General features: G+C 64.4%; 21 protein-coding genes. 7 read left to right on the top strand and 14 right to left on the bottom strand.

The genetic code is table 11. The annotated features are described in order from the left end of the window. Positions 1-169 precede the first annotated feature (169 nt). The gene (locus QYS36_RS16125) at positions 170-1,174 is read right to left on the bottom strand and encodes a DUF481 domain-containing protein (RefSeq protein ID WP_308840428.1); all 1,005 of its coding nucleotides are present in this window, start codon (positions 1,172-1,174) and stop codon (positions 170-172) included. Positions 1,175-1,402: 228 nt separating this feature from the next. Here QYS36_RS16125 and QYS36_RS16120 point away from each other — a divergent pair, with 228 nt between their 5' ends. After that, positions 1,403-1,771, top strand: coding sequence for an MGMT family protein (locus QYS36_RS16120; RefSeq protein ID WP_308840427.1), 369 nt, complete (start codon positions 1,403-1,405; stop codon positions 1,769-1,771). A 100-nt stretch (positions 1,772-1,871) separates the two neighbouring features. Further along, positions 1,872-3,377 (top strand): AmpG family muropeptide MFS transporter, encoded by a 1,506-nt coding sequence (locus tag QYS36_RS16115; RefSeq protein ID WP_308840426.1) that lies wholly within the window; start codon positions 1,872-1,874, stop codon positions 3,375-3,377. Between the two features lie 45 nt (positions 3,378-3,422). On the opposite strand, the gene QYS36_RS16110 is transcribed toward QYS36_RS16115, so the two are convergent. Together QYS36_RS16110 and QYS36_RS16105 are read right to left on the bottom strand one after the other, a co-directional pair. Beyond that, positions 3,423-4,268, bottom strand: a complete 846-nt coding sequence (locus QYS36_RS16110) for a mechanosensitive ion channel family protein (RefSeq protein WP_308840425.1) — start codon at positions 4,266-4,268, stop codon at positions 3,423-3,425. A gap of 122 nt (positions 4,269-4,390) precedes the next feature. Then, the gene (locus QYS36_RS16105; protein ID WP_308840424.1) at positions 4,391-4,870 is read right to left on the bottom strand and encodes a YajQ family cyclic di-GMP-binding protein; all 480 of its coding nucleotides are present in this window, start codon (positions 4,868-4,870) and stop codon (positions 4,391-4,393) included. Positions 4,871-5,127: 257 nt separating this feature from the next. On the opposite strand from QYS36_RS16105, the gene QYS36_RS16100 reads away from it, so the two are divergent. Genes QYS36_RS16100 through QYS36_RS16085 form a run of 4 tightly spaced genes read left to right on the top strand, consistent with a single transcriptional unit; the run spans position 5,128 to position 9,638 of the window. Beyond that, complete coding sequence (locus QYS36_RS16100; RefSeq protein WP_308840423.1) at positions 5,128-6,090, top strand: response regulator; 963 nt, start codon at positions 5,128-5,130, stop codon at positions 6,088-6,090. Further along, positions 6,087-6,998, top strand: a complete 912-nt coding sequence (locus QYS36_RS16095) for a putative 2-dehydropantoate 2-reductase (protein WP_308840422.1) — start codon at positions 6,087-6,089, stop codon at positions 6,996-6,998. Before QYS36_RS16100 ends, QYS36_RS16095 begins: the two co-directional genes overlap by 4 nt. Before the next feature lie 46 nt (positions 6,999-7,044). Beyond that, on the top strand, positions 7,045-9,048 hold the full coding sequence (locus QYS36_RS16090) for an ATP-binding protein (RefSeq protein ID WP_308840421.1): 2,004 nt from the start codon (positions 7,045-7,047) through the stop codon (positions 9,046-9,048). Positions 9,049-9,062: 14 nt separating this feature from the next. Continuing rightward, complete coding sequence (locus QYS36_RS16085; protein WP_308840420.1) at positions 9,063-9,638, top strand: cob(I)yrinic acid a,c-diamide adenosyltransferase; 576 nt, start codon at positions 9,063-9,065, stop codon at positions 9,636-9,638. On the opposite strand, the gene QYS36_RS16080 is transcribed toward QYS36_RS16085, so the two are convergent. The 7 genes from QYS36_RS16080 to QYS36_RS16050 all read right to left on the bottom strand — a co-directional run bounded on the left by QYS36_RS16080 (position 9,628) and on the right by QYS36_RS16050 (position 18,481). Continuing rightward, complete coding sequence (locus QYS36_RS16080) at positions 9,628-10,512, bottom strand: pseudouridine synthase (RefSeq protein ID WP_308840419.1); 885 nt, start codon at positions 10,510-10,512, stop codon at positions 9,628-9,630. The two genes, QYS36_RS16085 and QYS36_RS16080, sit on opposite strands and share 11 nt — an antisense overlap. A 22-nt stretch (positions 10,513-10,534) precedes the next feature. Beyond that, on the bottom strand, positions 10,535-11,464 hold the full coding sequence (locus QYS36_RS16075) for an AEC family transporter (RefSeq protein WP_308840418.1): 930 nt from the start codon (positions 11,462-11,464) through the stop codon (positions 10,535-10,537). Positions 11,465-11,533: 69 nt separating this feature from the next. Next, positions 11,534-12,475, bottom strand: a complete 942-nt coding sequence (locus QYS36_RS16070; protein ID WP_308840417.1) for a Nudix family hydrolase — start codon at positions 12,473-12,475, stop codon at positions 11,534-11,536. Positions 12,476-12,477: 2 nt separating this feature from the next. Beyond that, on the bottom strand, positions 12,478-13,104 hold the full coding sequence (locus QYS36_RS16065; protein ID WP_308840416.1) for a glutathione S-transferase family protein: 627 nt from the start codon (positions 13,102-13,104) through the stop codon (positions 12,478-12,480). A gap of 137 nt (positions 13,105-13,241) precedes the next feature. After that, positions 13,242-14,459 carry a bifunctional glutamate N-acetyltransferase/amino-acid acetyltransferase ArgJ gene (gene argJ / locus QYS36_RS16060; protein WP_308840415.1) on the bottom strand — a complete coding sequence of 406 codons (1,218 nt, stop codon included), beginning with the start codon at positions 14,457-14,459 and terminating at the stop codon, positions 13,242-13,244. Between the two features lie 188 nt (positions 14,460-14,647). Further along, a complete protein-coding gene (gene secA / locus QYS36_RS16055; protein WP_308840414.1) occupies positions 14,648-17,386 on the bottom strand; it encodes a preprotein translocase subunit SecA in 2,739 nt (912 codons plus the stop codon). A 168-nt stretch (positions 17,387-17,554) separates the two neighbouring features. After that, on the bottom strand, positions 17,555-18,481 hold the full coding sequence (locus tag QYS36_RS16050; RefSeq protein ID WP_308840413.1) for a M23 family metallopeptidase: 927 nt from the start codon (positions 18,479-18,481) through the stop codon (positions 17,555-17,557). Positions 18,482-18,568: 87 nt separating this feature from the next. Here QYS36_RS16050 and QYS36_RS16045 point away from each other — a divergent pair, with 87 nt between their 5' ends. After that, complete coding sequence (locus QYS36_RS16045) at positions 18,569-19,027, top strand: DciA family protein (RefSeq protein ID WP_308840412.1); 459 nt, start codon at positions 18,569-18,571, stop codon at positions 19,025-19,027. Between the two features lie 181 nt (positions 19,028-19,208). On the opposite strand, the gene lpxC is transcribed toward QYS36_RS16045, so the two are convergent. From lpxC to QYS36_RS16025, 4 genes are all read right to left on the bottom strand, one after another. Beyond that, positions 19,209-20,120, bottom strand: a complete 912-nt coding sequence (gene lpxC / locus QYS36_RS16040) for a UDP-3-O-acyl-N-acetylglucosamine deacetylase (protein ID WP_111460783.1) — start codon at positions 20,118-20,120, stop codon at positions 19,209-19,211. A 112-nt stretch (positions 20,121-20,232) separates the two neighbouring features. Further along, positions 20,233-21,423 (bottom strand): cell division protein FtsZ, encoded by a 1,191-nt coding sequence (gene ftsZ, locus QYS36_RS16035; protein ID WP_308840411.1) that lies wholly within the window; start codon positions 21,421-21,423, stop codon positions 20,233-20,235. A gap of 77 nt (positions 21,424-21,500) precedes the next feature. Beyond that, positions 21,501-22,748, bottom strand: coding sequence for a cell division protein FtsA (ftsA, locus tag QYS36_RS16030; protein WP_308840410.1), 1,248 nt, complete (start codon positions 22,746-22,748; stop codon positions 21,501-21,503). A gap of 22 nt (positions 22,749-22,770) precedes the next feature. Further along, on the bottom strand, positions 22,771-23,625 hold the full coding sequence (locus QYS36_RS16025) for a cell division protein FtsQ/DivIB (protein WP_308840409.1): 855 nt from the start codon (positions 23,623-23,625) through the stop codon (positions 22,771-22,773). Positions 23,626-23,627 lie beyond the last annotated feature (2 nt).

Genomic DNA, 23,627 nt, shown 5'->3' with positions numbered 1-23,627 from the left:
GGGGCGCAACACAAAGGTTCAGTGGACGCGGCAATGGATAGTACTAAGCCAGTGGCGATACGCACACAAACTTGCCAGTCCGGTGTAAACCCACACTCTCCCGAAACCGTGCGGCCATAAAAAACCCCGCACGCAGGCGGGGCTCTTTTCAGCGTCTTAGCCAGCCAGCTTACCAACCCACCCCAAAACCGATGGTGTAGCGGGTTTCGTCCTTGTCGCCTTCCGAACCACTGACCTGGTCCTTGGAAGCCTTCATGTTCAACGAAGCCCAGTCGGTGACCTTGTAGCGCAGGCCCACTTCGGCATCCAGCGCGTAGTCGGCGGCATTGGCCAGCGGCTTGCCCACCTCACCGGTGCTGAACAACTCGAAGGTCTTGCCGACCAGGTAGCGGTTGTAGTCCCAACGCATGCTGATGGCGTAGAAGTTGTCCTTCTCGCCGTTGGCGTACTGGTAATCGGAACGGTTGAGCAGGCCGGCAACGGAAAACGCCCCCAGCTCGTTGTCCCAGAACTGGTAACCCGGACCGGTACCGATCGTCCGCTCACGCTCGAGGTCTTCGATCTTGTCGCGTTTGTACTCCAGGCGCCCCTGCCAGAACCACTGTTCGTCGAGGAAACGGTCCAGGGCATACTCGGTACCCCAGTTGTCGGTGCTGACCACGTCATTGCGCAGCTCGCGGTTGTAGTCGAGCGTCGCATTGTGGCGCCACTTGCCATGGCGGGCCTGGGTCTTGACGTCGACATCGTAGTCGTCGGTGTCGCTTTCGGCGCGCTTGTAATCCATGGCCACGTCGACGTTGCCTTTCCACATGAAGTCCTCGACCAGGGGCCTGGGCTTCATGATCTGCTTGATGCTCGCCAGCTCGACGGTCTTCGGCGCATCACCATTGGCCAGCGTCACCTTGCCGGCTTCTGCGGCCTGCAGGGACTTGGCGCGCTCACCGGTAATCTCGTTCTCCTTGACCAGCAGCTCCCGATCGCTGTCGAGGGTGGCGATCTTTTTCCAATCCAGCGGAATGGAACCACCGTAGTCGGTTTCCAGCAGCAGCTTGCCACCGTCGAGAACCTTGATGGTTCCAGTCAGGCGGTCGCCGTTCTTCATCCAGACGGTATCGGCCATCAGCGGTGTGGCTGCCACGCCGAGGCCCAGGCACAACAAGGTACGAGTAAACATAGGCGGATGCTGTCGCTCAGGTTCGCGGTAAATCGGGCATTATCCTCATACCCGATATTTGAGCAAGAAATGACCGACGGAAATGCTTCTAGTTCATCGAAGCCCTAGCAGGCCGTTGCAAAACGTCGGCGAGGCCTGGGCTCGCACGCAAGGCTGTTTTTAACGACGCGCCAGCAACCTAGGCAGTTTTTCAACGGCCTGCCAACCGAGCGGAGCGAGGAGCTTGCCATGCCGACACGACAGCCCGATTACAGCACCCCGCTGGCCGACGGTGACCAGCAGGCGCGCCGCGACGCGCTGTACCTGGCGCTGGCCCAGGTGCCGCCCGGCAAGGTGGTCACCTATGGCGAGCTGGCCGCGCTGGCGGGCCTGGGGCGCGCCGCGCGTTGGGTCGGACGCACCCTGAGCCAGCTGCCGGACGGCACCGCCCTGCCCTGGCATCGCGTGGTCGCCGCCGGCGGCCGGTTGAGCCTGGCGGCCGACTCGCCAGGCGGGGTTGAACAACGCGCCCGATTGCGCGTCGAAGGGGTGCTATCCCACAATGGTCGGGTGGATATCCGCCGCCACGGCTGGCGGCCCCTGGAGCACGAGGCATGAGACTCGACGCGCCAGGCGCAACCGGCTTGCACTGACCCGACCCTAGCCCCTAGAGTGCGCCACTTGTTCATGCTTCTTCCCCCCAGGCCGACTCCCTTCAATGCATCGTAAAAGCTGGCGCGACGCGATCGCTGCCTATTCCAGTCCCTCGACACTGGTTCTTCTGGTGCTGGGATTCGCCGCCGGCCTGCCTTACATGTTGGTGTTCTCGACCCTGTCGGTGTGGCTGCGCGAAGCCGGCGTGGCGCGGGAAACCATCGGCTTCGCCAGCCTTATCGGCCTGGCCTACGCCTTCAAATGGGTGTGGTCGCCGCTGCTCGACCAGTGGCGCCTGCCGCTGCTTGGCAAACTCGGCAGGCGGCGTTCCTGGCTGGTGCTGTCGCAGATTCTGATCGCCATCGGCCTGGCCGGCATGGCGCTGTGCGACCCGCATACCCACCTGACCTGGCTGATCGCCCTGGCCGTGCTGGTGGCCTTCGCTTCGGCCACCCAGGATATCGCCGTCGATGCCTACCGCCTGGAGATCGTCGACGACACCCGCCAGGCCGCCCTGGCCGCCAGCTACATGGCGGGTTATCGGGTCGCCGCGCTGCTGGCCACCGCCGGCGCGCTGTACGTCGCCGAAGGCCTGGGCTCGACCACCCTGCTCTACCAGCATGCCGCCTGGGCCGGCACCTATCTGCTGTTCGCCCTGCTGATGCTGCCGGGCCTGCTGACCAGCCTGTGGATGAAGGAGCCCGAGGTTGCCCTGAAGACTCAGCTGGCCGCCGCCAAGTATGGCTTCAGCCACCAGATCCTCTCGGTGCTGGTACTGATCGTGCTGCTGGTGTCGGTGCCGGCGATGTTCACCCAGCTCTACAATACCGACTTCCCCAGCCTGCTGACCGGCGAAGCCACCCTGCTGGACCTGCTGCTCGAAGACCGCGCCTTCCTGCGCGCCATCCTCTACACCATCCTCACCACCCTGTGCCTGTCGTCGATAGGTCGCCGCGGCCTGGCGCCGGTGCTCACGCCGGTCAACGACTTCATTCTGCGCTACCGCTGGCAGGCCTTCCTGCTGCTGGGCCTGATCGCCACCTACCGCATGTCCGACACGGTGATGGGGGTGATGGCCAACGTCTTCTACATCGACCAGGGTTTCACCAAGGACCAGATCGCCAGTGTCAGCAAGCTGTTCGGGCTGATCATGACCCTGGTCGGCGCCGGTGCCGGCGGCCTGCTGATCGTGCGCTTCGGTATTCTGCCGATCCTGTTCATCGGTGGCTCGGCGTCGGCGGCCACCAACCTGCTGTTCATGCTGCTGTCAGGCATGGGCACCAACCTGCAGATGCTGATCTTCACCATCTCGGCAGACAACTTCAGCTCCGGCCTGGCGACGGCGGCCTTCGTGGCCTACCTGTCGAGCCTGACCAACCTGAAGTTCTCGGCCACCCAGTACGCCCTGCTCAGCTCCATCATGCTGCTGCTGCCACGGCTGATCGGTGGATATTCGGGGGTACTGGTGGAGAAGTTCGGCTACGCGGATTTCTTCCTGATCACCGCGCTGATGGGCGTGCCCACGCTGCTGCTGATCCTGGTGCAGTGGCGCCAGCAGGGCCGCGCCTGAGCACAGCCTGAAGACCGGCCATCGCGGCCGGCCTCTGCCGCTGGGTCACTCGCCGACGGCGGCGTTCTGCATCACGTGCACCACCCGCTGCGGGAACGGAATACCGATGCCACGGGCTTTCAGGCGGTCACGGGCCTGCTCGTTGAGCATGAACATCACGTCCCAGTAGTTCGCGGTTTCCACCCACAGCCGCAGGGAAACGGTGATGGCGCTGTCGCCCAGGGCGCTGACCACCACGACCGGCGCCGGCTCCTTGAGCACCCGCGGATCATCGGCGAGCTCCAGCAGCACCTCGCGGGCGCCCTGCAGGTCGGCCTCGTAATCCACCCCCACGTCGAACACCACCTTGCGCGTCGGCTGGCGGTTGTAGTTGGTGATGATGCCGTTGGAGAGGTTACCGTTGGGCACCACCACGGTCTTGTTGTCACCGGTACGCAGCACGGTGTGGAAGATCTGGATGCTGTCCACGGTGCCCATCACGCCCTGAGCTTCGATCCAGTCACCGATGCGGAAGGGGCGAAACAGCAGGATCAGCACCCCGCCCGCGAAATTCGCCAGGCTGCCCTGCAGGGCCAGGCCGATGGCCAGGCCGGCGGCACCGATGGCAGCGATGAACGAGGTGGTCTCCACGCCGATCATCGAGGCGACGCTGACCACCAGCAACACCTTGAGAATGATGTTGGCCAAACTGCCGATGAAGCCCTGTAGCGCCGGGTCTGCCTTGCGGGCCGCCAGCAGATTGCTGACCTGGTTGGTGAGTTTGTTGATGAACCACCAACCGACCAGCAGGGTGATCAGCGCCAGCAGCACGCGGCTGCCGTACTGCATGATCAGCGGGATCCAGGTCTGGGACTCACGCATCAGCTGATCGATTTCAGCATTCAAATCCATGGGAAACTCCTGTCCGTCATCACGGGAAAAACGACGACGCCATGGCAGAGCGACTGCCATGGCGTCGATGAGGCTGTCAAAGGTGCGACGCGCTGGCCGCGCCTGGGTTCAACCGCAACGACTCAATCGCGGAAGTTGTTGTACTGCAGGGGCATGCCGAAATCCTTGCCGCGCAGCGAGGCGATGCACTCCTGCAGGTCGTCGCGCTTCTTGCCGGTGACGCGCACCTGCTCACCCTGGATGGCAGCCTGCACCTTGAGCTTGGCGTCCTTGATGTGGGCGACGATCTTCTTGGCCAGTTCCTTGTCGATGCCTTCGCGGAACTCGACTTCCTGCTTGACCACCTTGCCGGACGCGTAGGGGTCCTTGGTCTCCATGCACTGGCTGTCGATCTTGCGCTTGATCAGGCAACCGCGAATGATGTCGAGCATCTGCTCGAGCATGAAGTCGGCCTCGGCCGTCAGCGTGACAGCCTTGTCCTTGGCCTCGAAACTGCACTTGCCACGCAGGTCGAAGCGCCGCTCCAGTTCCTTGCCGGCGTTATCCAGGGCGTTGGTGAGTTCGTGTTTGTCCAGCTCCGACACCACGTCGAACGAGGGCATGCGATTCCTCCAGATAGAAAGCGCGACCGGGCAGCACGGCTTCGCGAGTCGCCTGCCGGCAGCCACCTGTGCAGCGATACGCGTCGCATCGTGCTGGGTGCCAGTTCGCGAGTTCGTGAATAAGTTCTGCGCAAATCGCGCGGATGGCTTGACGATAAAATTGGCGCGATCATTATATCCGCTCTGATACAGACCGTTCGGCGTTGTATTGGTTACTCCCTTCCCTCGACCCGTTTTCTTGCCAGCGAGTGCCATAAATGCCCAACCCCTATCTCAGCATCCTGGTGGTGGACGATGCCAAGTTCTCCAGCGCCATGATCGGACGCGCATTGAGCCAGGCTGGATATCAGGATATTCGCTTCGCCAGCAGTGCTGCCGAAGCCATCAGCAACCTCGAGCAGCGCCCCGCCAGCGTGCTGCTGGCCGACTGGCTGATGCCCGAAATGGACGGCCTGGAGCTGACCGGACGGGTGCGCCAGCTCGATGAGGCGGCCGAACACTACACCTACATCATCCTGCTGACCGGCAAGGAAGGCGAGAACGTCCTCAACGAAGCCTTCGACCGTGGCGTCGATGATTTCATCAGCAAGTCGGCCATGAACGAGCAGTTGCTGCCCCGGGTGTTCGCCGCCGAACGCCTGTGCAGCACCCTGCAGCGCCTGCTCCAGGAAAACGCGCTGCTGGTGCAGAACATCGCCAGCCTGGAAGAGCGTAACCTGGTCGATCCGCTGACCGGCCTGGGCAACACCCGCTACCTGAAGCAGAAGATGGCGGACAGCCTGCGCCAGGTGGAATCGCGCGGCGGCGCGCTGTGCTACCTGCTGATCGGCCTGCAGGGCGCCGACGAACTGGGCGCGCGCCATGGCAAGACGTTCTACAACGAACTGCTGCGCAGCGTGGCCCGGCGCCTGCAACAGCTGGTGCGCCCGCTGGATGTGCTGGTCAGCCTGGACGATCGCCACTTCGCGCTGATCACCCTGCTCGAAGACCTGCAGGAATGCTCGCCAAGCAGCTTCAAGCGCCTGCACGAAGGGCTCAACCTCAAGGCTTTCAAGACCAGCGAAGGCTTTATCAGCCTCAAGGCCGGCATCGCCGTGGTCGGCCTGGACAGCAAGGCCATGCCGATGGAGCAGCAGCAACTGCTCGACCTGGCTGCCCGCCTGCTACCCGAAGCCCACGCCAGCGGTCGGGTGACCGCGGTGCGCCTGCCGCGGCCATGAGCTGGCACGTACTGGGCGTTGGCAGCCTGGGCAGCCTCTGGGCTACCCGCCTGTTTCGCGCCGGCGTGCCGGTGCAACTGATTCTTCGCAGCCCGCAGCGCCTGGCCGCCTACCGCCAGGCGGGCGGCCTGACCCTGGTCGAGCATGGCCACAGCCAGCTGTACGCCGTCGCGGCCAATGATCCGAGCGACCCGGCGCCCATCGCGCGCCTGCTGCTGGCCTGCAAGGCCTATGACGCCGCCGAAGCGATTGCCGCCGTCGCCCATCGCCTGGCACCCGGGGCCGACGTGATCCTGCTGCAGAACGGCCTCGGCAGCCAGGAAGAGGTCGCGCGGCAGCTACCCGGCCGCCGCTGCCTGCCGGCCTCCAGCACCGAGGGCGCATTTCGCGATGGCGACTGGCGCGTGGTGTTCGCCGGTCAGGGCCACACCTGGCTTGGTGACCCCGCTGGCGAAGCGCCGCCTGCCTGGTTGAGCGACCTGCAACGCAGCCACATCCCCCACACCTGGAGCCCGGACATCCTGGCGCGGCTGTGGCGCAAACTGGCGCTCAACTGTGCCATCAACCCGCTGACCGTGCTGCATGGCTGTCGCAATGGCGAGCTGCTGCACCATCGTGACGAGGTCGACGCGCTGTGTGCCGAACTCGTCCAGCTGTTGCACGGCAACGGCCAGGCCGAAGCCGCCCGGGACCTGCGGCACGACGTGTGGCAAGTGATCGAGGCCACGGCGGCCAATTACTCGTCCATGCATCAGGACGTCGCCAGCGGCCGGCGCACGGAGATCAGCTACCTGCTCGGCTACGCCTGCGCCGCTGCCGAGCGCGCAACGCTGCAGTTGCCGCACCTGAAGGCCGTGCATCAGCGGCTGCTCGGGCATCTGGACCGCCACGGATTGCCGCGCTATTGAGTCACGCGCTAACCTGCGCCCTCACTCGCCAGCACGAATCAAACCCATGCGCCTGCGCCACCGCCTGAAGAATCTCCCCGTTGGCCGAAAGCTGCTCGCGGCGCTGCTGGTCCTGCTGACCGCGGTGCTGGTGGTCGCCAACATGACCTTCATCAGCGCGGCCTACTGGATCTCCCAGGAGAGCGTCGCCCCCCAGGCGCTGCAGACCCTCGGCCGACTGATCGCCACCCCGGTTCTGAGCCGCGAAGCCCTGAGCTCGCCCGAGGCCGCCCAGGCACTGCTCAAGCGCCTGGAGGGCTACGGCCCGCTGCGTGCGGCGGTGATCTATGACGCCGAAGGCAACAGCATGGCGCAGCTGCAGCGCGGCGAGAAACTCGAGCTGCCCACCCAGATGGACGCGCTGGACAACTGGCGTATCGGCGAATTCCGCGCCAACCAGCTGGTCGAGTTGCCCCAGGGCGAGGCCCCGCCCGGCCACCTGCTGCTGGTCGCCTCCAGTGAGCTGCCGGGCGCCTTCTACACCGGTACCGTCACCGCCAGCCTGGTGATCCTGGGCTTCAGCCTGGTGCTCTGGCTGCTGGTGGCGCGGCAGATCCGCCGCCTGGTCACCAGCCCGATCAAACGCCTCGAAGAACTCACCCGCCAGGTCACCCGCGAGGAAAACTACTCACTGCGCGCGCGGCGCGGCAATCGCGATGAAATCGGCAGCCTGGCCGAGGCGTTCAACACCATGCTCGAACGTATCGAAGCCCGCGAGCAACAGCTCAAGCGCGCCCGCGACGACTCCGAGGAGGCCTACAACCAGGCCCGTGGCCTGGCCGAGGAAACCCGCCTGTCGAACCGCAAGCTGGAACTCGAAGTGCAGGTGCGCAGCAAGATCGAGAAAAAGCTCACCGGCTTCCAGAACTACCTCAACAGCATCATCGACTCCATGCCCTCGGCGCTGATCGCCCTGGACGAGCAGCTCTACGTGGCGCAGTGGAATCAGGAGGCCAGTGCGCTGTCCGGTACCTCCATCGACGAGGCGGTGAACCAGCCGGTGTTCCTCGCCTTCCCGCTGCTCAAGCCGTACCTGTCCAAGCTCAAGCGCACTGCCGAGCAGCACCGGGTCGAGAAGATCGAACGGGTGACCTGGATCCGCGACGACGAGCCCCACCACTACGCCCTGACCTTCTACCCGCTGATCGGCAGCATCGGCCGCGGCGTGGTGATCCGCATCGACGACATCACCCAGCGCCTGAACCTCGAGGAAGTCATGGTGCAGTCCGAGAAGATGCTTTCCGTCGGCGGCCTGGCGGCCGGCATGGCGCACGAGATCAACAACCCCCTGGGCGCCATCCTGCACAACGTGCAGAACATCCGCCGGCGCCTGTCGCCGGAGCTGCCGCGCAACCAGGAACAGGCCGACGTGGCCGGCGTCAGCCTGCCGGCCATCGACCGCTACCTGGCCGCCCGGGAAATCCCCGCCCTGCTCGACGGCATCCAGCAGGCCGGCGCGCGGGCCTCGAAGATCGTCACCCACATGCTCAGTTTCAGCCGCCTGAGCAATCGCCAGCTGGCGCCCTGCCAACTGCCGGCGCTGATCGACCAGGCAGTGGAAATCGCCAGCAACGACTTCGACCTGACCGAAAGCTTCGACTTCAAGAGCCTGCTGATCCAGCGCGAATTCGACCCGCAGCTGGGCCCGATCCCCGGCATCGCCAACGAACTGGAGCAGGTGCTGCTCAACCTGCTGAAGAACGCCGCCCAGGCCATCCACCTGCGTGACGACGACAGCGTGCCCGGCAAGCTGATCCTGCGCACCCGCCTGGCCCCGCCGTGGGCCGAGATACAGGTCGAGGACAACGGCGTGGGCATTCCGGAAACGGTGCGCAAGCGCATCTTCGAGCCGTTCTTCACCACCAAGGAAGTCGGCCAGGGCACCGGCCTGGGGCTTTCCGTGTCGTACTTCATCGTCACCAACAACCACAAGGGCCAGATGGAGGTGCACTCGCGCACCGGCCAGGGCACCTGTTTCACCCTGCGCCTGCCACTGGGCGTAGGCAGCTGATCAGCGGAGATTGCATGGGCTATCGACTCTCGAAAATCTACACACGCACCGGCGATGCCGGGCAAACCGGGCTGGCCGACGGCCGCCGGGTCGCCAAGGATCACCCGCGCATCGAAGCCATTGGCGAGGTGGATACGCTCAATAGCCAGCTCGGCCTGCTGCTCGCCGACCTGATCGAGCAACAGGCGGTCTGCCCGGGGCTCATGGAGCTGGTCGAGGTGTTATCGCCCTGCCAGCACCGCCTGTTCGACCTCGGTGGCGAGCTGGCCATGCCGGAGTACCACGCCCTGCAGGCCATTGAAATCGAGGGCCTGGAAGTGGCCATCGACCGCTGGAACGAGGAAGTCGGCCCACTGACCAACTTCATCCTGCCCGGCGGCTCAAAGCTGATCGCCCAGGCCCACCTGTGCCGCAGCAGCGCCCGCAGCGCCGAGCGCCGCTGCGGCCAGTTGCATGCCATCGAACCGCTGCGTGGCGAGCTGCTGGCCTATATCAACCGGCTGTCCGACCTGCTGTTCGTCGCCGCGCGCTTGATCGCCAAGCGCCAGGGCATCGCCGAAGTGCTCTGGCAGGCCGCCGTCAAAGGCTGAGGCAGCTCTGGAAAGATCTGGGCTCGCCAGTCAGCGGGTCGCTGAAGGCCAGGCCGCGTGCCAGCAGCTTCAGCGCTTTGCTGTAGTCATCGGGCTCACCCTCGGCGCAGCTCACCTCGGGATAGAACGGGTCATTGACAATCGCCGCGCCCAGCGCCGCCATGTGCACCCGTAGCTGGTGCTTCTTGCCGGTGACCGGCTCCAGCCCGTACAACCAGTGCTCGGCGCGTTTCTCGATGACCTCGATGCGCGTACAGGTATTGGGCACACCCGGCGCCTCGCGCATGCGAAAGAACGGCTCACCCGCCTCGAAGCGCGTCTCGCGCACCACTGGAAACTGCAGCTGCGGCAAGGGCGCTGCCAGGGCCTCGTAGCGCTTGTCGATGGCCCGCTCGCGAAACATCGCCTGGTAGCGCCCGCGGCTCTGCGGGTTGGTGGAAAACAGCACCAACCCGGCGGTATGGCGGTCGATGCGATGCAACGGCACCAGGTCGGCATTGCCGGTGCGCCTGACCAGCCGCGCCAGCAAGGTTTGTTCGACATAGGCACCCGCCGGCATCACCGACAGGAAATGCGGCTTGTCGGCGACCAGAATGTGCTCGTCGAGGTGCAGTATGGCCTCCTCAAAGGGGATCTGCAGCTCGCCGGGCACTTCGCGGAAATAATGCACGCGCAGACCGACCCGGTACGGATGATCAGCCCCGATCGGCTCGCCCTGGGCGTCCAGCACGCGGCCGCGGGCCATGCGCTCCAGCCAGATTTGCGGTGAAATCGCCGGGAAGTGCGCGCACAGGCAGTCGAGCACCGTGCTCCAGTCGCCGGCCGGCAGGTGCAGGGTGCTGGGGCGTAGGGTGGGCGGATCGGATGGCGACATGTGAATACTCCAGGCGCAACGCTCAGGGCGCGATCAGGTAGAGGCAGATCGACAGCGTCACCAGCGAGCCCAGGGTCGACCACAGAATGCTGCCCGACACCTCGGCGCCATCGCGGCGATAGAACTCGGCGAGCATGAACGGCCCGGTGCCGGTCGGCAGCGCGCTGAGCAGCAGCGCGGCATGGGCCCACATCGGCGGCAGGCGAAACACATACACGGCCAGCCCCCAGGTGAGCAGCGGATGGGCGATCAGCTTGATCAACACCAGCCCGGTACCGCGCCGCTTCGATCCAACCTGTTTGTGAGCGAGAAACAGCCCCAGGGCGATCAGCGCGCAGGGCCCGGTGGCGGCAGCGAGCAGCTTGAGGAACTGGTGCAAGGGCGCCGGCAGTGGCTGCGCCGTCGCCGCCCACAGGCCGCCGAGCAGCGGCGCCATGACGATGGGATTCTTGAGCAGGGCGATACACACCTTGCGCACCGCCGCCAGCAGGCTCCTTTCGTTCTGCAGGCCCACCTCGATGCACACCACCGCCAGGGCGAACAGCACGCAGATGACGATCAGGCAGGCAATCAGCGCCGGCTCCATGCCGGCCTCGCCAAACACCAGCAGGCACAGCGGAATGCCCATGTAGCCGGTATTGGCGTAGGACGCGCTCAGCCCCTGCACGCTGGCATCGGCCAGGCTGCCACTGCGGCGCAGGCGCCACAGCAGTACCACGGCAAAGATGCCCAGGGTGGCGATACCGTAGGCGAGGATGAAGCCGGGCTGCCAGATATCGCTCCAGACCACGGTCGCCATCGCCTCGAACAACAAAGCGGGCAAGCACAGCCAGACCACCATGCGGTTGATCTCGGAGGCGGCGCTGGCGCCGAGCAGGCCCAGGCGCCGGCAGGCAAATCCCGCAAGGATCAACGCGAAGACCGGCAGGACGATATTCAGGACAGAGGCCATGGGCCGTGGATCACTCGCAAACAGGACGCCGCAGGGTAGGCGCTACGGCGTGCTCGTACAAGCGCAGGCTCAGCGGGGCCAGAAAGCGCGAATCCCGGCAACGCCCTGGGCACCGGCCTGCCAGGCCTGTTCCAGGTGCTGCGGGCCCACACCGCCGAGCAGGTAGCACGGCTGATTGAAGCCCTGCAGCAGCTGGGTCGCCTGCTCCCAGCCCAGCGGCTGAGCGTCCGGGTGGCTCTCGGTGGCCTGCAGCGGTGACAGGGTGACGAAATCCGCGCCGATCCGGGTGGCCAGCTCGAGTTCTTCGGCGCTGTGGCAGGAGGCGGCCAGCCAGCGCCCTTCGCCCAGCGGACGGCCCTTGCCGGCGTACTTGCGCAGCTGCTCGGCGGTCAGGTGCCAACCGGCAGCCGGGAAATCGCCCAGCCACTCCAGCGGCCCCTTGAGCATCAGTTGCGCCTTGCCGGCGCAGAGCCCCTGAACATCCACGGCCAGGTCGCGGTACTGGGCATCGAACATCGCCGGTGCCCGCAATTGAATAAGGCGGATACCACCCGCGACAGCAGCGCGCACGCCGGCCAGCAGCTCGGGCCCGTCCAGCCCCTCCGGCGTGATCAGATAATGCGCGGGCAGCCGCGCCGCCGCGACGATCGGCCGGTTGGCCACGGGAAACTGGTAATCGCCCAACTGCCGCGCACCGACCCAGGCCAATGGCTGGCCTTCGGCGCCGTGGGGCTCGCCGGTGAAGCGGCTGACTTCCCAGACATCCAGCAACACGTGCTTGTCGCTGTAGTCATGACGCACCTGGATCAGCGGCCGCGCGGCGTCCACGCGGATGCCCAGCTCCTCGTGCAGCTCGCGCGACAGCGCCGCCAACACCGTCTCGCCCTCCTCGACCTTGCCGCCGGGGAACTCCCACAGCCCGCCCTGGTGTTTGTCATCCGGGCGCCTGGCGATGAGGATTTGGCCATCGTCACCGCGAATTACCGCTGCCGCTACATGCACGCGTTTCACACTCACTCCTTCAAGGCTGCCTGCAACCAACGCTGGAACGCCGGCCACTGAAAAATGGTGTCCACATAGGCCGCCGCCTCTGCCGGAAGTTGCACGCCGTAGCTGCGCAGGCGGCTGGCAACCGGGGCGAAATAGGCATCGGCGATGCTCACCTGGCCGAACAGATAGGGGCCGCTCTGGCCAAAGCGCTCGCGGCAGTTTGCCCAGATGGCGGCGATGCGCTGGATATCGCTGTTGACCTCATCCGTCACGCTGGCCAGCGGCGCGTTGCGCTGCATGTCCATCGGCATATGGCTGCGCAATGCGCCAAAACCGCTGTGCATTTCCGCGCAGACCGAACGCGCCATGGCACGTGCTGCCACGTCGCGCGGCCACAGGGCGACGTCGGGAAAGCGCTCGGCCAGGTATTCGGCGATCGCCAGGGAGTCCCAGATCGCCCCGGCGTCGTCGGTCTTGAGAACCGGCACCTTGGCCGTGGGGGAATGCTCCAGCAGCCGCGCATGGGTGTCAGGGCGAAACAGCGGCACCAGGGTTTCCTGATAAGCCGCGCCAGTGAGCTCGACCAACAGCCAGCCACGCAGCGACCACGACGAGTAATTCTTGTTGCCTATCACCAATTCGAGCGACATCTATTTCTCCAGCGGTCAGAAGAACAGAACGACAGCTTCGCCGTTGGCTGCCGGCAAGGCAAATTCCGCTCGCGCATGGGGCCATGCGCGCGCGGAATGAATGCGCCCAGCCGCCATGCCGGCGACCAGCGCAGGGCTCAGGTACGGTATTCGGCGTTGATCTTCACGTACTCGTGGGACAGGTCGGTGGTCCAGATGGTCTCGCTGCAGGTACCACGGCCCAGCTCGATACGGATGGTGATTTCTTCCTCGGCCATCACCGCCGCGCCCTGCTCTTCGGTGTAGCTGGCAGCGCGGCAGCCCTTGCTGGCGATGCACACGTCCCCGAGGAACACGTCGATCTTGCTGACGTCCAGCTGCGCCACGCCAGCACGGCCGACGGCCGCGAGAATGCGCCCCCAGTTGGGGTCGGAAGCGAACAGCGCGGTCTTGATCAGCGGCGAATGGGCGACGGCATAACCGACGTCCAGGCATTCCTGGTGCGTCGCACCGCCGTTGACCTGCACGGTGACGAACTTGGTCGCGCCTTCGCCGTCACGCACGATGGCCTGGGCCACCTCCATGCACACCTCGAACACCGCCTGCTTGAGCGCCGCGAACAGCGCGCCGCTGGCCTGGGTGATTTCCGGCAGCGCCGCCTGGCCGGTGGCGATCAGCATGCAGCAGTCGTTGGTGGAGGTGTCGCCGTCGATGGTGATGCGGTTGAACGACTTGTTCGCCGCGTCGCGCAGCAGGTCCTGCAGCACACCCTGGGCGACCTTGGCGTCGGTGGCGATGTAGCCGAGCATGGTGGCCATGTTCGGCTTGATCATGCCCGCGCCCTTGCTGATACCGGTCACGGTGACGGTCACGCCTTCGTGGCTGAACTGGCGGCTGGCGCCCTTGGGCAGCGTGTCGGTGGTCATGATGCCGGTGGCGGCATCGGCCCAGTTGCTCTCGGCGAGGTTATCCAGGGCCGCCTGCAGGGCGCCTTCGATCTTCTCGACCGGCAGCGGCTCGCCGATCACACCGGTGGAGAACGGCAGCACTTCGCTTTCGTCCACACCGGCCAGCTTGGCCAGGCTGGCGCAGGTACGCATGGCGTTCTGCAGGCCCGGCTCACCTGTGCCGGCATTGGCGTTGCCGGTGTTGGTCAGCAGGTAGCGCACGCTGCCGGAGGCGCGCTTCTTGGCCAGGATCACCGGTGCCGCGCAAAACGCATTGAGGGTGAACACACCCGCCACGCTGCTGCCTTCGGCACAGCGCATCACCACCACATCCTTGCGCCCCGGGCGCTTGATGCCGGCGGAGGCGATACCCAGCTCGAAACCTGGAACCGGATGCAGGGTAGACAGCGGGCCAAGACCAACAGCCATGGGAAAGCTCCTTGAATTAGGTGGATGTGCACAGCGTGTTCGATGCGAAAACGCCGCGAAGGGCCAGCCCCTCGCGGCGTTAGGATTTTACAACCAGTCCAGCTTAAGAACCTGCTCATGACCTTGCGAGCCAGCGCCCTGCTTTCAACGCCGCAGGGCCGCCCGCGCAGCTGGTCGTGTTCAGGTTCTCAGTTGACCTGACCGTGGCAGTGCTTGTACTTCTTGCCGGAACCGCAGGGGCACAGCTCGTTGCGGCCGATCTTCTGCTCGGCACGCACCGGGGCAGTGGCAACGGCAACATCGCCGCCGTCCTGTGCTTCGGCTTCCGGCTCTTCGAGCGCGGACACTTCAGCGTGCTGGAACTGCATACGCTGAGCCATGGCTTCGGCCTCGCGGCGCAGACGGGCTTCTTCCTCGGCCGGGTCTTCGCGACGCACCTGCACGTGGGAGAGCACGCGAATGGCGTCGCGCTTGATCGAATCCAGCAGTTCCTGGAACAGGGTGAAGGACTCGCGCTTGTATTCCTGCTTCGGGTTCTTCTGCGCGTAGCCGCGCAGGTGGATGCCGTGACGCAGGTGGTCCATGGTCGACAGGTGGTCTTTCCACAGGTCGTCGAGCACGCGCAGCAGAATCTGCTTCTCGAAGGTACGCAGGGCTTCGGCGCTGGCCTGGGTTTCCTTCTCGTTGTAGGCGTCCACCAGCTCCTTGAGGATGCGCTCGCGCAGGGTGTCTTCGTACAGCTTGTCGTCTTCGTCGAGCCACTGCTGGATCGGCAGGCGCAGGTTGAAGCCGGCGTACAGCGCCTCTTCCAGACCGGCGATATCCCACTGCTCGGGCAGCGACTGCGGCGGCATGTGTTCGTTGATGGTGTTGTCCAGCACTTCCCTGCGGAAGTCCTCGATGGTTTCGCCCACGTTGTCGGCCGCCAGCAAGGTGTTGCGCATGTGGTAGATCACCTTGCGCTGCTCGTTGGCCACGTCATCGTATTCGAGCAGCTGTTTACGCATGTCGAAGTTGCGGCCTTCGACCTTGCGCTGCGCCTTTTCGATGGCGTTGGTCACCATGCGGTGCTCGATGGCTTCGCCCGGCTGCATGCCCAGGGCCTTCATGAAGTTCTTCACCCGGTCGGAGGCGAAGATACGCATCAGGCTGTCTTCCAGCGACAGGTAGAAGCGGCTCGAACCGGCATCGCCCTGGCGACCGGCACGGCCACGCAGCTGGTTGTCGATACGCCGCGATTCGTGGCGCTCGGAGGCGATCACGTGCAGGCCGCCGGCTTCCAGCACCTGCTGGTGGCGCTTCTGCCAGTCGGCCTTGATCTGCGCGATCTGCTCGGGGGTGGGATTCTCCAGCGCCGCGACTTCCACTTCCCAGTTGCCGCCGAGCAGGATGTCGGTACCCCGACCGGCCATGTTGGTGGCGATGGTCAGCGCGCCGGGGCGACCGGCCTGGGCGATGATCTCGGCTTCCTTCTCGTGGAACTTGGCGTTGAGCACCTTGTGCTCGATGCCTTCCTGCTCGAGCAGGCGCGACACGTACTCGGATGTCTCGATGGTCGCGGTACCGACCAGGATCGGCCGACCCTGGGCCTGGCATTCCTTGATGTCGTTGATGATCGCGGCGTACTTCTCTTCCTGGGTCAGGTACACCAGGTCGTTGAAGTCCTTACGGGCGATCGGCTTGTTGGTCGGGATGACCATCACGTCGAGGCCGTAGATCTGGTGGAACTCGAAGGCTTCGGTGTCCGCGGTACCGGTCATGCCGGCCAGCTTGTTGTACAGGCGGAAGTAGTTCTGGAAGGTGGTCGAGGCCAGGGTCTGGCTCTCGGCCTGGATCTGCACGCCTTCCTTCGCTTCGATGGCCTGGTGCAGGCCTTCGGACAGGCGGCGGCCCTGCATGGTACGCCCGGTGTGCTCGTCGATCAGGATGACCTGACCGTTCTGCACGATGTATTCGACGTTGCGATGGAACAGGGTGTGGGCACGCAGGCCCGCGTAGACGTGGGTCAGCAAACCGAGGTTGTGCGCCGAATAGAGGCTCTCACCTTCCGCCAGCAAACCGGCCTGGGTAAGCATGTCTTCGATGACCTGATGGCCTTCCTCGTTGAGTTCGACCTGACGGCTCTTCTCGTCGACCTTGTAGTGGCCTTCCTGGGTGACCACGCCCTCTTCTTCCTCGATGTGCAGCTTGAGGCGAGGAATCAGCCGGTTGATCTCGGTGTACATCTTCGAGCTGTCTTCGGCCTGGCCGGAGATGATCAGCGGGGTACGGGCTTCGTCGATGAGAATCGAGTCGACTTCGTCGATCACCGCGAAATTCAGCTCGCGCTGGAATTTCTCTTCAACGCTGAACGCCATGTTGTCGCGCAGGTAATCGAAGCCGAATTCGTTGTTGGTGCCGTAGGTGATGTCGGCGGCATAGGCGGCGCGCTTCTCTTCCGGCGGCATGAACGGCGTGACGATACCGACCGACAGGCCGAGGAATTCGTACAGCGGGCGCATCCAGTTGGCGTCGCGGCGGGCCAGGTAGTCGTTGACCGTGACCACGTGCACGCCCTTGCCTTCCAGGGCGTTGAGGTACACGGCCAGGGTACCGACCAGGGTCTTGCCCTCACCGGTACGCATCTCGGCGATCTTGCCTTCGTGCAGGGTCATGCCGCCGATCAACTGGACGTCGAAGTGGCGCATGCCCATCACCCGCTTGCCGGCCTCGCGGGCGACGGCAAAGGCTTCGGGCAGCAGTTGATCCAGGGTTTCGCCTTTGGCCAGGCGGGCCTTGAATTCTTCGGTCTTGGCACGCAGTTGCTCATCGGAGAGCGCGAGCATCTGCTCCTCGAATGCATTGACGGCCTGAACCGCCTTGAGCATGCGTTTGACTTCACGCTCGTTCTTGCTTCCAAAGAGTTTTTTCAACAAAGGCGCAAACATATCGACAGGATCTTCCACGCTATGAATGGAGGGCGGCCCCGTGAGTCGCCCATGCAGCCCTTATGGCTGCGTGCGAAGGGGGCATTCTACCCGGAAACGGAATTGAAGAAAGCAGCGCGATTGGCACAGGGCCATCGGCAGGGGGCGGGCCGGCCTGGGCCGGCTCCATCAAGGCTGGTCGCTGACGCGCGCGATGTAGCTGTGCGGATTGACCAGCTCACCGTTGCGGCTGACTTCGAAGTGCACATGATTGCCGGTCGAGCGCCCGGTGCTGCCCACCGTGGCAATCGCCTGGCCGCGCTGGACCAGATCACCGACCTGCACGGTATTGCTGCGGTTGTGCGCATACAGGGTGACGTAGCCATCGGCATGGCTGATTTCCACGGTGTTGCCGTAGCCATTGCGGCGCCCGGCAAAGGTCACCACACCGGCGCCAACCGCGACCACGTCGCTGCCCGCCTTGGCGGCGAAGTCCACGCCCTTGTGCACGCTGACGCGCCCGGTCAGCGGATCGATGCGGCGCCCGAACGGCGACGATACGTAGCCTTGCAGCACGGGGTGACCGGAAAGCATGGCCGCCTCGTCGAGACGCCGGTCGGCGAGCAGCTGCTCGAGTACTTCGAGCTGCTGTTCGCGGCTGTCCATGCGCAGGGCCAGCTCGTCGAGCGTGCTCATGAACGGTGGCGGTGCATAGGCCGCCCCACCCACGGGCTCCTCGGGACCGCCCTGGCCCACCCCCAGGGAGAAATCGAACTCACTGGCATCCAGTTCGGCCAGTTCGGTAAGCCGCTCGCCCAGGGCGTCGAGGCGGGTCAGGCGGGCCTGCAGCTCGGCGACATGGGCGGCGAAGGCATCGAGTTGGCGCTGGGCGTCGATGCGCACCGCGCCGACTTCCTCGCGCTGCGCATCGAGCGCCTGGTTGACCACGACGCTGTCGACGGCCGGCACGGACTGCGGCGCCATCCACGCGCCCAGCGCCGCACCGCCGCCCACTGCCAATGCAGTCAGCAGCGCCAGGCCGGCGAGCAGCCAGCGCAGGTCGAGGCTGAGCGAGCGCGCGGCGCCATGGCGTCGGCTGAGCAAAATGATGTGCATGACATCCCCATCTGAAAAAAGTGGAACCAGAGCGGTGAGCAGAGGTTCTGCTACCATGACGGCCCCAAAAGTCGCAGGCTTCCTGCCATGAGTTTTCGTCCCTTGCCGGCCAAGGCGCCCGCCGCATTGCTGCGCGAGGCGAAGCCGCTGAAAGCCCTGTTCAATCAGGCTCAACGCCTCGACCACCTGCAGCAGGTGGTGCAAAGCCAGCTGCAGCCTGCCGCCCGTGAACACTGTCGCGTGGCATCGTGGCGGGAGGGCTGCCTGCTGCTGATCGTCACCGATGGCCACTGGGCCACGCGGTTGCGCTATCAGCAAAGACGCCTGCAAAGGCAGTTGCAGGCGCTCGAAACGTTCGCGACCTTAACGAAAATCCTCTTCAAGGTGCAACCTCCGAGCGGCGAGAAACGCCCACCAGCACAGCCCTTCGAGCTCTCCGACAGCGCTGCCGACAGCATCCAGGAAACCGCCGAAGCGGTCAGTGACCCTCGTCTTAAAGCGGCTCTGGAACGCCTGGCCAGTCACCGTCGCCGTAGCGATCCGTAAAACGGTCAGCCAGTTACATTCGCTAAATGACAGGCGCCATAAAAATGGCGACACCTTGAAGCCTGGCTGATCGGTTGCTGCCGGGCAGCCGCAAAGGCCGTTTGTCGGGCCACGCAATCGAGGCATAAAAAAAGGCCACCCGAAGGTGGCCTTGAAAGAGATAAAGCCAGGAGAGTGTGTCTTACACCGCCGCAGCCGGGCGCATGTAAGAGATCGGAGCAGTCTCGGCGTCTTCGAACGTCACCATTTCCCAAGCATCCGGCTGTGCGATCAAGGCGCGCAGCAGACGATTGTTCAGGCCATGGCCGGATTTGTAGCCGCGGAACTCACCGATCAGGCTGTTGCCGAGCAGATAGAGGTCACCGATCGCATCGAGAATCTTGTGCCTGACGAATTCGTCCTCGTAACGCAGGCCGTCTTCGTTGAGCACACCGTCTTCGTCCACCACGATGGCATTGTCCACACTGCCGCCGCGTGCCAGGTTGTGCGAACGCAGGAATTCGATATCACGCATGAAACCGAAGGTGCGGGCACGGCTGACTTCCTTGACGAACGAGGTGCTGGAGAAATCAACACTCGCGGTCTTGGTGCGGTCGTGGAATACCGGGTGATCGAAATCGATCTCGAAACTCACCTTGAAGCCATCGAACGGAACGAAGGTGGCGCGCTTGTCGCCGTCCGTCACGGTCACTTCACGGGTGATGCGGATGAACTTCTTGGGGGCGTCCTGCTCTTGCAGACCAGCCGACTGAATCAGGAAAACGAAGGGACCCGCACTGCCATCCATGATCGGCACTTCACAGGCAGAGAGCTCGACGTAGGCGTTATCGATGCCCAGGCCAGCCATGGCCGAGAGCAGGTGCTCTACCGTATCCACCTTGACATCACCATTGACCAGGGTGGTCGACATGGTGGTCTCACCGACGTTCAGGGCGTGCCCCCGCACCTCCACCACAGGGTCGAGGTCGGTACGACGGAACACGATGCCGGTATCCACCGGAGCCGGCTTCAGGGTCAGGTAAACCTTCTCCCCGGAATGCAGGCCGATACCCGTGGCGCGGATGATGTTCTTCAGGGTGCGTTGTCTGATCATGGGTCTGGCCGCTATTGCGCTAGGTGCGAATTGTTTTCAACAAAGGCTGGCGATAATAGCAGAACCGACCTTTGCTGAACACCAATCACCTTCATGCTCCTGATAGATTTCATCAATCCGCCTGACGACGCAGGAAGGCCGGAATGTCCAGGTAATCCAGGTCATCCTGCGGATTCATTTTGGCCGCAGTAGCTGCGCCACCATGGCTCTGACGCTGAACGGTCGGGCGCTCGTAGTCCTTGTAGTTGACGTTCTGCTCGGCACGCACCGGAGCGGCCACCGGGGCTGCGGCCTGGGCGGCAGCCACCTGAACGGTGTTGTCGACGACCTTGACCGGCTTCTCCATGCGCGCGCCCAGACCGGTGGCAACCACGGTCACGTGCAGCTCGTCGCGCATGTCCGGATCGATCACGGTGCCGACCTTGACAGTGGCATGCTCGGAGGCGAATTGTTCAATGATGTTACCCACGTCGGAGTACTCACCCAGGGACAGGTCAGGGCCGGCGGTGATGTTGACCAGAATGCCGCGAGCACCCTGCAGGTTGACGTCTTCGAGCAGCGGGTTGCGGATCGCCGCTTCGGTGGCTTCACGCGCACGGTTCGGACCGCTGGCGCAGCCAGTGCCCATCATCGCCATGCCCATTTCGCTCATCACGGTCTTCACGTCGGCGAAGTCGACGTTGATCATGCCCGGACGCTTGATGATGTCGGAGATACCGCGCACCGCGCCGCTGAGCACGTCGTCGGCCTTGGAGAAGGCGGACAGCAGGCTGGCGTCCTTACCGAGGATGGTCAGCAGCTTCTCGTTGGGGATGGTGATCAGCGAGTCGACGCTTTCCTGCAGCGCGCGGATGCCTTCGTCGGCGATCTGCATGCGCTTGCGGCCTTCGAACGGGAACGGGCGAGTCACCACCGCAACGGTGAGGATGCCCAGCTCCTTGGCCACTTCGGCGATTACCGGAGCAGCACCGGTACCGGTACCGCCGCCCATGCCGGTGGTGATGAACACCATGTCGCAGCCCTGCAGCACTTCGGCGATGCGCTCACGGTCTTCGATGGCAGCCTGACGGCCGACTTCCGGGTTGGCGCCAGCGCCGAGACCCTTGGTGACGCCGGTACCGAGTTGCAGCACGGTACGCGCGCCGATGTTCTTCAGTGCTTGAGCATCGGTGTTGGCGCAGATGAATTCGACGCCTTCGATGTTGCTCTTGGCCATATGGTTGACTGCGTTGCCGCCGCCGCCACCTACACCGATAACCTTGATGACCGCGCTCTGCGGAAGGTTGTCTACGAGTTCAAACATGGTCTCTCTCCTGTATTTTCTAGTTTTTAACGCCTACTGCCAGCAACGCTGCACACGCCCGTGCCGCGTCGCCCACATTAGAAATTGCCCTGGATCCAGCGCTTGAGCCGTTCCAGAACCGGTGCCTTGGTTTCATCACCGTACCCGCCATTGCCGGGCATCGGGATGTCGTCGGACTGCTTGCGCAGGCCATACATCAACAGGCCAACGCCCGTCGAGTAAATCGGGTTGCGTACCACGTCGCTGAGCCCCTTGACGCTATGGGGCACACCGAGGCGTACCGGCATGTGGAAGATTTCCTCGGCCAGTTCGATCGCGCCTTCCATCTTCGCCGTGCCACCGGTCATGACAATGCCGGCAGGAATCAGATCCTCGTAACCGCTGCGGCGCAGTTCGGCCTGGATCAGGGTGAACAGCTCGTCGTAACGCGGCTCGACCACCTCGGCCAGGGACTGGCGCGACAGGTCACGCGGCGGACGATCACCGACGCTCGGCACCTTGATGGTTTCACCGGCACCGGCCAGCTTGGCCAGGGCACAGGCGTAACGGATCTTGATCTCTTCGGCGTACTGGGTCGGGGTCCGCAGCGCCATGGCGATGTCGTTGGTGACCTGGTCGCCGGCGATCGGGATCACCGCGGTGTGGCGGATCGCGCCTTCGGTGAAGATGCAGATGTCGGTGGTGCCGCCGCCGATGTCGACCAGGCACACGCCCAGTTCCTTCTCGTCGTCGGTCAGCACCGCATAGGCGGAAGCCAGTTGCTCGAGAATGATGTCGTCGACTTCCAGGCCGCAGCGGCGCACGCATTTCTCGATGTTCTGCGCCGCATTCACCGCGCAGGTGACCACGTGCACCTTGGCTTCCAGGCGCACGCCGGACATGCCCAGGGGCTCGCGCACGCCTTCCTGGTTATCGATCACGTAATCCTGCGGCAGGGTGTGCAGCACGCGCTGGTCAGCCGGAATGGCGACGGCCTGGGCGGCATCGAGCACGCGCTCCAGGTCGGCACTGCTGACCTCGCGATCACGAATGGCGACGATGCCGTGGCTGTTCAGGCTGCGGATGTGGTTGCCGGCCACGCCGACGAAGGCCGAGTGGATGCGGCAGCCCGCCATCAGCTGAGCCTCTTCGACGGCGCGCTGGATCGACGCCACCGTGGACTCGATATTGACCACCACGCCCTTCTTCAGGCCGCGTGATGGATGGGTGCCGATGCCGACGATTTCCAGTTGGCCATCGGCCGTCACTTCGCCCACCAGCGCCACCACCTTGGAGGTACCGATGTCGAGACCGACGATCATCTTGCCGCTCTGCACGTTTGCCATGACTCTTGCCTTCTCTCCTGATTCACTGCACCGCAGCGGTATCGACCGCTACGGGTGCTGGCGGCTCGCGCCACGCCACGGCCAGGCCGTTGGCGTAACGCAGATCGACCCGCGCGATGTTGTCTTTCTGATCCTTCAGTGCCTTGCTGTAGATGGCACCGAAACGACGTATTTTTTCCACCAGATGGTCGCGCCCCAGCAGCACTTCGATCCCCTGCCCCGTGGACAGGAACCAGCTACCACGCTCACGCAGCTCCAGGCGTGCCACGGTGAAACCCATTGGGCGCAGCATCTGGCTCAATACCTGATACTGCTGCATCACTTGTTGCTGGGCCCGTTTCGGGCCATCCAGTTGCGGCAAATTCTCGTAGTGCGCCAGCTCCCTGGGCGCGAACGCCTGGCCCTGGTTGTTGAGCAGTGCCTCGTTGCCCCAACGGGCGATCGGCAGTTGCTCTTCCAGGCGCACCATCACCTGATCGGGCCACACACGGCGAACTTCGGCGTGGGCGATCCATGGCATGCGCTCCAGTTCGTGGCGCATACCGACAAGGTCGACACTGAAGAAGCTCGCACTGACAAAAGGTTCAATGCGTTGTTGCACCGATTGCTGACTGATGTAGCTCAGGTCGCCTTCCACGCTGATCTTGGCGATCGGCCGGTCGGCATAGGGCAGCAGACGCAGCGACAATTCGTAGGCGCCAAAGCCCAGCACCAGCAGCATCACCGGCCAGCTCAGGCGCTTGAGCAGGCTGAAATTCGGCCGCGGCAAACGCACGCTGATCGGCTCCTTGGCCACCAGGCGGCTGGCGCCACGCGGCACGGCCTTGCCGCGTACCGGCGTGCCTGAACCTGGCTGATGACGAAGGATGGCGCCCATGC

This window comes from Pseudomonas sp. G34 (assembly GCF_031119625.1).
Classification (GTDB): Bacteria; Pseudomonadota; Gammaproteobacteria; order Pseudomonadales; family Pseudomonadaceae; genus Aquipseudomonas.
This window is presented reverse-complemented; position numbering and strand designations above follow the sequence as displayed.

Excerpts from the sequence above, each read along its gene's own strand:
- QYS36_RS16045 (WP_308840412.1), top strand. The coding sequence starts at position 18,569 with ATGAGTTTTCGTCCCTTGCCGGCCAAGGCGCCCGCCGCATTGCTGCGC.
- QYS36_RS16095 (WP_308840422.1), top strand. The coding sequence starts at position 6,087 with ATGAGCTGGCACGTACTGGGCGTTGGCAGCCTGGGCAGCCTCTGGGCT.
- QYS36_RS16080 (WP_308840419.1), bottom strand. The coding sequence starts at position 10,512 with ATGTCGCCATCCGATCCGCCCACCCTACGCCCCAGCACCCTGCACCTG.
- QYS36_RS16100 (WP_308840423.1), top strand. The coding sequence starts at position 5,128 with ATGCCCAACCCCTATCTCAGCATCCTGGTGGTGGACGATGCCAAGTTC.
- QYS36_RS16110 (WP_308840425.1), bottom strand. The coding sequence starts at position 4,268 with ATGGATTTGAATGCTGAAATCGATCAGCTGATGCGTGAGTCCCAGACC.
- QYS36_RS16050 (WP_308840413.1), bottom strand. The coding sequence starts at position 18,481 with ATGCACATCATTTTGCTCAGCCGACGCCATGGCGCCGCGCGCTCGCTC.
- QYS36_RS16115 (WP_308840426.1), top strand. The coding sequence starts at position 1,872 with ATGCATCGTAAAAGCTGGCGCGACGCGATCGCTGCCTATTCCAGTCCC.
- QYS36_RS16075 (WP_308840418.1), bottom strand. The coding sequence starts at position 11,464 with ATGGCCTCTGTCCTGAATATCGTCCTGCCGGTCTTCGCGTTGATCCTT.
- QYS36_RS16025 (WP_308840409.1), bottom strand. The coding sequence starts at position 23,625 with ATGGGCGCCATCCTTCGTCATCAGCCAGGTTCAGGCACGCCGGTACGC.
- argJ (WP_308840415.1), bottom strand. The coding sequence starts at position 14,459 with ATGGCTGTTGGTCTTGGCCCGCTGTCTACCCTGCATCCGGTTCCAGGT.
- QYS36_RS16105 (WP_308840424.1), bottom strand. The coding sequence starts at position 4,870 with ATGCCCTCGTTCGACGTGGTGTCGGAGCTGGACAAACACGAACTCACC.
- QYS36_RS16090 (WP_308840421.1), top strand. The coding sequence starts at position 7,045 with ATGCGCCTGCGCCACCGCCTGAAGAATCTCCCCGTTGGCCGAAAGCTG.
- QYS36_RS16120 (WP_308840427.1), top strand. The coding sequence starts at position 1,403 with ATGCCGACACGACAGCCCGATTACAGCACCCCGCTGGCCGACGGTGAC.
- QYS36_RS16085 (WP_308840420.1), top strand. The coding sequence starts at position 9,063 with ATGGGCTATCGACTCTCGAAAATCTACACACGCACCGGCGATGCCGGG.
- ftsA (WP_308840410.1), bottom strand. The coding sequence starts at position 22,748 with ATGGCAAACGTGCAGAGCGGCAAGATGATCGTCGGTCTCGACATCGGT.
- QYS36_RS16125 (WP_308840428.1), bottom strand. The coding sequence starts at position 1,174 with ATGTTTACTCGTACCTTGTTGTGCCTGGGCCTCGGCGTGGCAGCCACA.
- secA (WP_308840414.1), bottom strand. The coding sequence starts at position 17,386 with ATGTTTGCGCCTTTGTTGAAAAAACTCTTTGGAAGCAAGAACGAGCGT.
- QYS36_RS16065 (WP_308840416.1), bottom strand. The coding sequence starts at position 13,104 with ATGTCGCTCGAATTGGTGATAGGCAACAAGAATTACTCGTCGTGGTCG.
- lpxC (WP_111460783.1), bottom strand. The coding sequence starts at position 20,120 with ATGATCAGACAACGCACCCTGAAGAACATCATCCGCGCCACGGGTATC.
- ftsZ (WP_308840411.1), bottom strand. The coding sequence starts at position 21,423 with ATGTTTGAACTCGTAGACAACCTTCCGCAGAGCGCGGTCATCAAGGTT.